6 protein-coding genes are annotated in these 8,187 nt (G+C 53.5%); 1 reads left to right on the top strand and 5 read right to left on the bottom strand.

The genetic code is table 11. The annotated features are described in order from the left end of the window. Positions 1-18: 18 nt before the first annotated feature. On the bottom strand, positions 19-1,410 hold the full coding sequence (locus tag AC6CHQ_RS13595; RefSeq protein WP_498081819.1) for a YecA family protein: 1,392 nt from the start codon (positions 1,408-1,410) through the stop codon (positions 19-21). Between the two features lie 107 nt (positions 1,411-1,517). Here AC6CHQ_RS13595 and AC6CHQ_RS13590 point away from each other — a divergent pair, with 107 nt between their 5' ends. Further along, positions 1,518-1,679, top strand: coding sequence for a hypothetical protein (locus AC6CHQ_RS13590; protein WP_498081818.1), 162 nt, complete (start codon positions 1,518-1,520; stop codon positions 1,677-1,679). A gap of 43 nt (positions 1,680-1,722) precedes the next feature. On the opposite strand, the gene AC6CHQ_RS13585 is transcribed toward AC6CHQ_RS13590, so the two are convergent. The 4 genes from AC6CHQ_RS13585 to AC6CHQ_RS13570 are packed head-to-tail and all read right to left on the bottom strand — an operon-like array spanning position 1,723 to position 8,091. Then, positions 1,723-4,878, bottom strand: coding sequence for a hypothetical protein (locus AC6CHQ_RS13585; RefSeq protein WP_498081817.1), 3,156 nt, complete (start codon positions 4,876-4,878; stop codon positions 1,723-1,725). Beyond that, positions 4,875-6,296, bottom strand: coding sequence for a glycosyltransferase family 2 protein (locus AC6CHQ_RS13580; protein ID WP_498081816.1), 1,422 nt, complete (start codon positions 6,294-6,296; stop codon positions 4,875-4,877). Before AC6CHQ_RS13580 ends, AC6CHQ_RS13585 begins: the two co-directional genes overlap by 4 nt. Continuing rightward, positions 6,284-7,282, bottom strand: coding sequence for a HEAT repeat domain-containing protein (locus AC6CHQ_RS13575; RefSeq protein ID WP_498081815.1), 999 nt, complete (start codon positions 7,280-7,282; stop codon positions 6,284-6,286). Before AC6CHQ_RS13575 ends, AC6CHQ_RS13580 begins: the two co-directional genes overlap by 13 nt. Next, positions 7,282-8,091 carry a response regulator transcription factor gene (locus tag AC6CHQ_RS13570; RefSeq protein WP_092049825.1) on the bottom strand — a complete coding sequence of 270 codons (810 nt, stop codon included), beginning with the start codon at positions 8,089-8,091 and terminating at the stop codon, positions 7,282-7,284. Before AC6CHQ_RS13570 ends, AC6CHQ_RS13575 begins: the two co-directional genes overlap by 1 nt. Positions 8,092-8,187: the final 96 nt, after the last annotated feature.

The raw sequence follows: 8,187 nt of genomic DNA, 5'->3' as shown, positions 1-8,187 counted from the left end.
AACCGTCACCCATCCACTTTACTTCCCACAGCACTTCTTATACTTCTTCCCGCTCCCGCAAGGACACGGGTCGTTTCGGCCGACTTTATCGGAAACAACGGGCTGTCCGGCTCCAGCAGACCCTGAAGCTCCGCCCGACAGCACCTTCAGTCCACCGCTTCCACTAATCTCATTCGGCGTGTGACCGCGATTTTCCCACATCCGGGTCGCGTTCACCATGTCGAAGAACAGGCCGATCAGTTCATTTGCCTGCTTGTCGTCATCAAACACAATGCCTTCATCGTCCAGCAGCAGACCCATCGCCTGTGCGGGCGGCGTATTCGACGCAGCGAGGTACTGGGCATAGTCGACCCAGTTGCTGGCGCGGGTTTCCTCACCAAGGAACAGCTTCCGCTCCGCGAACCTTTGGAATTTCCCCAATTCCGGTGTGACTTCATAATGATCGGCGTCCACATACAGCAACAACTCTTCTTTCTCCGGCACGTAATACGGCTTGCCGTTCGCCTGCTTCGAGTAATAGTCGAACTGCTCGGGATCCAGCAGCTCTTCGTGGATAAATCGGTCGCCCTTCACATGGACAAATCCGCGGTCGAGCCACTCGGCAGCGGACGGGTCCTTCAGTACCGCCGCAAAGTCCGAGTCCGCAAGTGCCGTCCCGTTTTGCTGATTAAACACTTCCCGCACCTTCGTGACCGGCGCGATTCCCCAAAGATGAGTCAGCGCAAGGATATAGTCGACTTTCTCCTGAACACTCCCGTCCAGCTCCGGACGCGGCATGCCGAGAAGGATCTCCTCCCCTACCTCATATGGTGTATGGCCGCGGTGCGCCCAGCTCCGGACATGGTTGTACACGTGGGCGGAGTAGCGCATCAGGTCTTCAAAGTCGTCCGGATCCATCTGCCCAAAATAATCTCCCGCCCGGAGAACCGAGATCAGGTTTTGCAACGCATCTCCCTCTGCCCGATTCGCTGCGGACTGGATCCATCCCTGTAGCTCCGCTACCTCCTCATCATCAAACAAAAGACGCTGACTCACGAATTTGTCCAACGCCTGCGCCTGTGGCGTCATCTCGATGTAGTTGTCGTCCCGGTACCGGAGCAGCTCCTCCGCCTCCGGCACATAAAACGGCTTTCCTTTCGTCGCTTCAAGATAGAGCTCCGCTTCGTCTTCCTGCATCACGGTATCGTGGGCCAGGAATTCCGGTTCAGCCCATACGAACATCCGGTTCATGTCTTCTTCGGACTCCCGGGCCAGTTGCCTTACCTCTTCCGCGCTTACCCGGTCTCCCGTCTGTTCCGTATAGATTTCCGCCACCTTTTCATAGGGAACCATCCCGTATAAATGTGTCGTCGAAGCGATATAGTCGATCAGTTGCTGTCTGTCCATCTGTTTGACACCCCTTCCGTCCATTCCAAGTCCCCCCATTATAACGCGAAAGAGCGGAACGACTTCAATCATTCCCTCTCCAACGTTTCTATGAGAAAATGGAAAAAACCCCGAACGGAAGGTGAAGCCCCATGGACAAATTTAATAAAACCGGCGCACCCGCCATACTTCTCGGCGTGCTGCTCGGCCTTTTGATCGGAGCGGCCATGGACAGTTTCGCCGTCGGTGCCGGAATCGCGATCATCTTTTCGATCGTGTTCAGGAAAAGTGAAGAAGAGGATGAGGAAGATTGATCATCCACAAAAAACCGGCCTCCGCGGCCGGTTTTCTGCTTCCTCATTGTTCTTCGAATGCTTTTTTGATGATCTCGTACGACTGCTTAAGCCGTTCCTCCGACTCCGGCAGATTCCAGTTATTCCAGGTGTATCCCTTGAACGGGCCGATCTTTCCTGAATCAGCCTCCGGCAGTGAATCGACAACTCCGCCGTCTTCTCCGACCATCAGTACACCTAGGCCGATCTGGTCGATGATGACACTGGCCGATTCCCCATCTTCAGCGAGATTCCCCATAAACTCTTTCATGCTCGGGTCCTTTGACTGAAGAAGCAGCCAGGGAAGACGCAGTTCGATCACGCCCTCCCCTACAAAATAGTCGGCAAGGGAATCATAGTCCTGAGATTCCGGATTGCCGTTGCCTTCACGTAATTTTCCTGTTTCATAAGTTGTGAACGGAATCGTCCGGTCTTCGTTGGCAACCAGATATTCCTTGTTTAGTGTGTATTCAACCGGGATAAACCGGCCGCTGTCATTTACCCGATCAATATCCGGGATCATGCCGAGTTTCTTTCCATACAGATAGTGGTGGAAATCATAGTACGGATCGATCAGGAGCTGGGATTCCTCGCCATTCAGATTAGCGATGAACTCCATGCCGTCTGAAAATGCCGCACCCTCTACTCCATCAATTGTTGTGTTCCCCTGATCCGGCACTGTATCCAAGAGCACAACCGGATGCCCTTCTTCTCCGGGTTGTGCATCAAGCCGCACATACAAATACCGCTCATCGTGGTCGACATACACCGCCCGAATCGCTCCATCCTCTTTCTTATACAACGGTTCCCCTTTCCAGTCAGATACCTCCCCATCAACCTTGACCTTCAGCCGGTCAAAGCTGAGGAGACCGAACTGCTGCTCGTTCGTCTGGGCATTCGACCAGAATGGCCTGCGGTCAGGATTGTCGTAGTCCATCGTATTCCACGTGCGCTTGAACCACTCATCCTGCCAGGTAAAGATCAGGCCACCCATCATGCCTTCCTGAATAATATCTTCATAAAGGTGTTGCAGTACTTCCCCCTGCTGCCTCTCCGACATAAATCCCTGATTCCAGCCGAACGGATTTTCATGGGTCCTCCCTCTCGATGCCGGAATCCCGAACTCGGCGATCAGGATAGGCATACGATGCGCTTCGTGCAGTTCCTTTAGGTAGGCGGCATAGTTATTCGGCTCTCCCCGGTGGTCGCGGAATTCCAGATAGCGCCGCTCATAGTTCAGAAAGTCCGGATAGTACGGGTAGACATGATAAGACGCGAACATGCCGGCTTTTTCCATCACGCCCTTCGTGTATATCAGATTCGGATCAACCGGGACAAGGTCCTCCTGCTCAGCGGATTCTGCAGGGTGATCCAGCAGATCCGTCGTGACCCAGTTTGTAAAGCTCATCGCCCGAAGCGCCCCGTATTCCTTATATTCATAGGCCGACATCCATTCCATCTGCTCCGCAAGCCAGAATTCAAATGGCCTCGCGCCTTCCGTCCGATAATAATCCCCTTCGAAATCACCGATTCCGGCATGTTTGCCGTTTGTCTCTTGAACCATGTACGGATACCATTCAACCCCGATCAACCATGCGCTCACCCACTCCGAGATGTCTGCGTCATAATAACCGGACGCATGACCCGGTCGGTGAGGCAGGTCGGCGTTACCGTGGACAACATCGACGATCCGATGAATCTCTTCACGAAAGTCAGTCAGATTCTCCTCTTCGAATGCATCCAGTGATTCCACCAGCTTTTCCTCGTTGATCCAGACGCCATGCATCACGTAAAGCGGGTTGTCATGCGACTCGTTGTATGCCTTCAAGGCGCGATAAAAGCCCGGCGGGTGGAGGGTGTATACACGTATGGTGTTGGCATTCATGTCACCGATCATTTCAAACCATCGGTAATATTCTTCCTCGGTGATGGCCGCCTCTCCCGGAAAATGGCCAGGCTTGCCCATGCCGATGTTAACGCCCTTCACCGTCATTGGCGCCCATTCTCCATCTGAGAACACCTCCAACCGGTCTCCGGACATTCTTGATATCTGATTCGGGCCATCTTTCGTCTCTTTTTCAGCAATCCGCTCTTCTTCGTCAAATCCTTCCAGAAGCGCGCTCATCATGGGCACATAGGCCGACCAGTAAAACGCATCATCCGAAAATGCATTCAATACACGGTACACGCTGGGCAAGCCTTTCATCTGATAGAAGGTGGGCACTTTCGGAACATCGTTGTAATCACCGGCGAAGTACAATGTCCTCGCTTCTCCGGATTGTTTTCCGATCACTGCCGCGAACGTTGCCGGGATTCCCTGCTCCTCCAAAACTTCACGGCCCTCATCGGTCAGCCCCCAATCATACTCTGCCAAGGCCACGCCGCCCTCTTCGGGGACCACGATATCAAACCAGTAATCGTATCGGGTAATGCGGTCAATGCCAAAGCGTTCCTTCCCTTCTTCCGTAAAGGCCAGGCGGATGCCCTCACCGGTCAGATGTTTCTCGCGCTCCAGCACAACAATCGAGCTATCGAGATCATTCACAAGCAAAAAACCGGGTCCGGAATAGTTCCACTCCCCGTCCATATCATCAACGGCCCGTTGCGGAATTTCCTCGTTTTCACGGTAGTCCAGCTCGTCAAAAAACCTGCCGGTCCATCCATCCCAGCCGACCCCGAGCGTACGCATCACCTTCTCACGCACCTCGGATTCCGTTGGGGAAGCGAATGTATTGTATTCGGCGATCAGGAGAACCGGATCATCAGTCCGTAACCTTTCTTCAATTGCTGACCATTCATCAGCCTGAAGTCCTCCATAAACCTTTTCAGAGCGGGCACCTTTTCTCTCTGTCCCCAAATCCTCCTCGTACACCCCATATGTATCCGCCAGATAAATCAAGTCTGTATCACTGTAGTCCTCCGGCAGCGGATCTTCCTGTTTTTGAACCGGATCGAACCCCGAATAATCGGTCGCGTAGGCGTAGTCCTCGCCCCCGGATTTCCGGATTTTCAAGTGGTTCAGCACCCAGTTGAGTCCGAGGTGCTCCCGATACGTTTCATCCGGCACTGTCTTATCAATCACAGTGACAGAAAGGGGACGGCTGTCCTTCATAAACCAGAGTAGGACCGGCAGGATCAGAACGATCAGTACCCCTGCGACAATCAGATAAAACTTCTTCATTCAGACATCCCCTTTGTTGCACCGACCCGTTCCATGTCGCCCCAGGAGCGGATGCGGAACATGGAACGGACAAGACCCTCAACCCGCCAGAACAGGGTCAGCGGCTTGTACCAGACCACTTCTGTAAGCGACAAGGCCATCATTCGCAGCACATCCCGCCTTTTCGGAAAGGCATTCAGGCTCCAGGACTCAAGCAACACCGAACCGACCGAGAACACCGTTCCATACAAGATGAACAGTAGCATGAGCAACACCGCGTATTCATAATAGATTCCGCCCATGAAAAACGCAGTGATGACGTATAGATAACCACCCAACTCGATCATTGGCCCCAGGCATTCGACGAACCAGAAATACGGAAACGACAGCATTCCGACCGTTCCGTACTTCGGATTCAGCGTCATCTTTTTGTGCTGCCAAAGACTTTCCAGGAGACCCTGATGCCAGCGCCTCCGTTGCCTGCGGAGGACGCTGAGTGTCTGCGGCGCTTCCGTCCAGCACACCGGATCCGGAACAAATTCCACCTGGGCGTCTTCTTTTCTTTCTTTGATGAGCCGCTGGATTTTCACGACCATCTCCATGTCTTCACCAATCGTCTCAGTGTTATAGCCACCGGTTTCAATCGCGTATTTTTTCGAGAATACGCTGAAAGCACCGGAAATGATCAGCACCATGTTCAGCCGGCTCAGCGCAATCCGGCCCATCAGGAATGCCCGCAAATACTCCACGACCTGCATGACGACAAGCGGTCGCCCGGACATGCGGATCTCCGAAACGACACCGTGGTCAACCGCCATGCCATTCACAATCCTCACATTCCCGCCGGCCGCGACCACCTTGCCTCCCGATGTCATGATCGGCTTCATGACCCGGATCAGGGAATTCACATCCAAGATGGAATCACCGTCGATGGTGCAGAAATAAGGGAAGCGCGCATAGTTGATGCCGACATTCAATGCGTCTCCCTTGCCGCCGTTCTCCTTACGGATCAGCCAGAGGTTCGGATGGATCCGGGAGCGATAAAGCTCGGTTACCCTTGCCGTAGAGATTTGTGGATTCACAGGTTTTTCCGCCAGGACCATATCAAAACGCCGGATGACTGCGGCAGCCGTCCCGTCTGTTGAACCGTCATCAATAACTAGCAACTCTGTCTGCGGATAATTCAGGTTGAGGAGCGAGTGGATACTCCCGACCACTCCCGCCTCCTCGTTATAGGCCGGAACAAGGATCGACACCGGCTTGGAATAAAAAGCCTGGATAAACCGGTCATCCGACTCCCTCCGGTCCAGCCGGCGCTGCCGCCTGAGGTCGGTGAACGCGAACAGGAACATCGCGCTGTACGTCGCGATGACCACCAGCATATAAATGAAAATCAGCCCGCCGAAAAGCTTCATGATGAATTCAATCACCGTCTCCACCCGGATACCTCCTCTCCATCATTTTGATCGGCAGTCTTCGCGCCATAGATTTTTTTCGAAAGTGTCAAGATTTCCTGACGGACAAGCCATGACGGATCTTCCTTGAGCTGCTCAGCAAATACGGCCGCCTCTCCGGGATGAAGCCGGTGAAGCATTCTCCCCGCCAGAAAACGTTCTTCCCAGACAGTCGAGTTAATCGCCTGCTTCAATATCCGGTCCGGAGTCCTGATTCCCAATGCATCGATTGCCCGCAGTGCCCGGATACGGGTCTCGTCATCCGGGCTATCCAGCAGTCCTTCAAGGAATGGCAGTTTAGCGAGGTCCTGCCGCATGCCAAGCACTTCGATGAGCGCGTAGCGGAGCACCGGCTCCAGATCCGGAAAGCGTTTTCCCGCCTGCTCAAACAGGTGGTCCGGCATTAGGAAAAACAGCTGACGGGCCTCATATTCCGTCAGTTTCCCAAGATGTCTTTCTGTCCGTTCCAAGAAGAGGTCAGGTTCAAACTGCAACTCGATCATCAGCAACTGGAAGGTTTCTTCGGCGGACAGCTTCTTGCGATCCAGCTTCCTTAAGTCCTCAAGCAAATTGCTGATCTTAAAATCTTCTATCCGGTACAGCGCGTTCATCCGAGTGCTCCAGTCCCGGCTTCTCAGATTTTTTCTATATAAGTCCGCCAAGTACGTCTCCGCAAACCCACGAATCCGGCCGTTGATCTCCGGATCGGATAAATTCTTCATATAGGAACGGAATATCTCCTCGACCGCCATCCGTTCTGCCTCATTTTCGGGCACCAAAGATGCATCCGCTTCTTCAAGTCCGCGAAGCACCCGGTACCACTTGATCCGATTCCGCTCCACATAAGCCACTGCGGCCTCCTGTTTCCTGTCTTCGACCCACCGTGCGGCAAACAGATAGATCGTGAGCACCGCCAAGAGTGACAGCATGGCCACCACAGCCCAGAAAACCACCGTGATCGGTACCGCCATCATGACCACAGCCTCGCAAAAAGACGTTTTACCTGTGCCTCAAACAGCCGGAGGTTAAATGGTTTCGTCAGGTAGCCGTCCGCTCCGCTCTCATAGCCATAGGTCATGTCCTCCTCGGATTGCCGCCTGGTCATCATCAGAATGATGAACTTCTCATCATTCGGCATGGCGCGAAGTGTGTGCAGGACATCAAGCCCGTTCTGTCTCGGGAGGAGGTCGTTCATAACAACCAGGTGGGGATGCGCGGAACGTGCCCATCCTGACTCAAGGAACGACTGCCCGTCTTTGAATGTACGGATATCCAGTCGGACATTCGGGACTTCCAGTTGACCCAGTGCCGTCCCCAGGACTTCTCGGAATAAGTCGTCTGGGTCTAGAACAGTTACTTTCACCTCTTCGGGCAGGCGCTTGAACTCCGGGTCAACGACTATTGATACCTGCTCCTCTTTGCCGGCAACGGTCCGCATCTTTTCCAGTGCAGCTTTCAGTTCCACGTCCGGATGCACGACTTCCATAACCGCCGCCTTAATCTCTCCAACTTCCCGGAACAGGCGGTTGAGGAAGCCTTTTGCCTCGGATGCTCCGCTCATCGGCAAAAGAAGGCCCCATTCCCCAGGAATATCCGTCCGGAACAGCAGATCGGTTGTACGGGCGAGCTGCTTCAGCTGCACAGCTGTCCTGTCCTCTGCCTCCTCCGGTATCAGCAGAACAACCGTCATCGTACGCCGATTGCGTACAACATTTGCCTTCAATAGATTGAATATGTATAAAAGCCTGGTTCCCTCAAGGACTTCCGACGCGACCGGCATAGTGAGCGCTCCTTTCCAATCTTCTCCTTCTATATTAATACTCTATTTCCCAGCAATGTCCATACAAGAATCATATACACTGAAAATTCCGAAACT

It is taken from the genome of Bhargavaea sp. GQ12, assembly GCF_059758705.1.
Note: the sequence above shows the minus strand (reverse complement) of the source record. Positions and strands in the feature narration are given on the sequence as shown.

Bases quoted from the DNA above. Each gene is read 5' to 3' on its own strand.
- AC6CHQ_RS13595 (WP_498081819.1), bottom strand. From the start codon at position 1,410: ATGGACGGAAGGGGTGTCAAACAGATGGACAGACAGCAACTGATCGAC.
- AC6CHQ_RS13590 (WP_498081818.1), top strand. From the start codon at position 1,518: ATGGACAAATTTAATAAAACCGGCGCACCCGCCATACTTCTCGGCGTG.
- AC6CHQ_RS13585 (WP_498081817.1), bottom strand. From the start codon at position 4,878: ATGAAGAAGTTTTATCTGATTGTCGCAGGGGTACTGATCGTTCTGATC.
- AC6CHQ_RS13575 (WP_498081815.1), bottom strand. From the start codon at position 7,282: ATGGCGGTACCGATCACGGTGGTTTTCTGGGCTGTGGTGGCCATGCTG.
- AC6CHQ_RS13570 (WP_092049825.1), bottom strand. From the start codon at position 8,091: ATGCCGGTCGCGTCGGAAGTCCTTGAGGGAACCAGGCTTTTATACATA.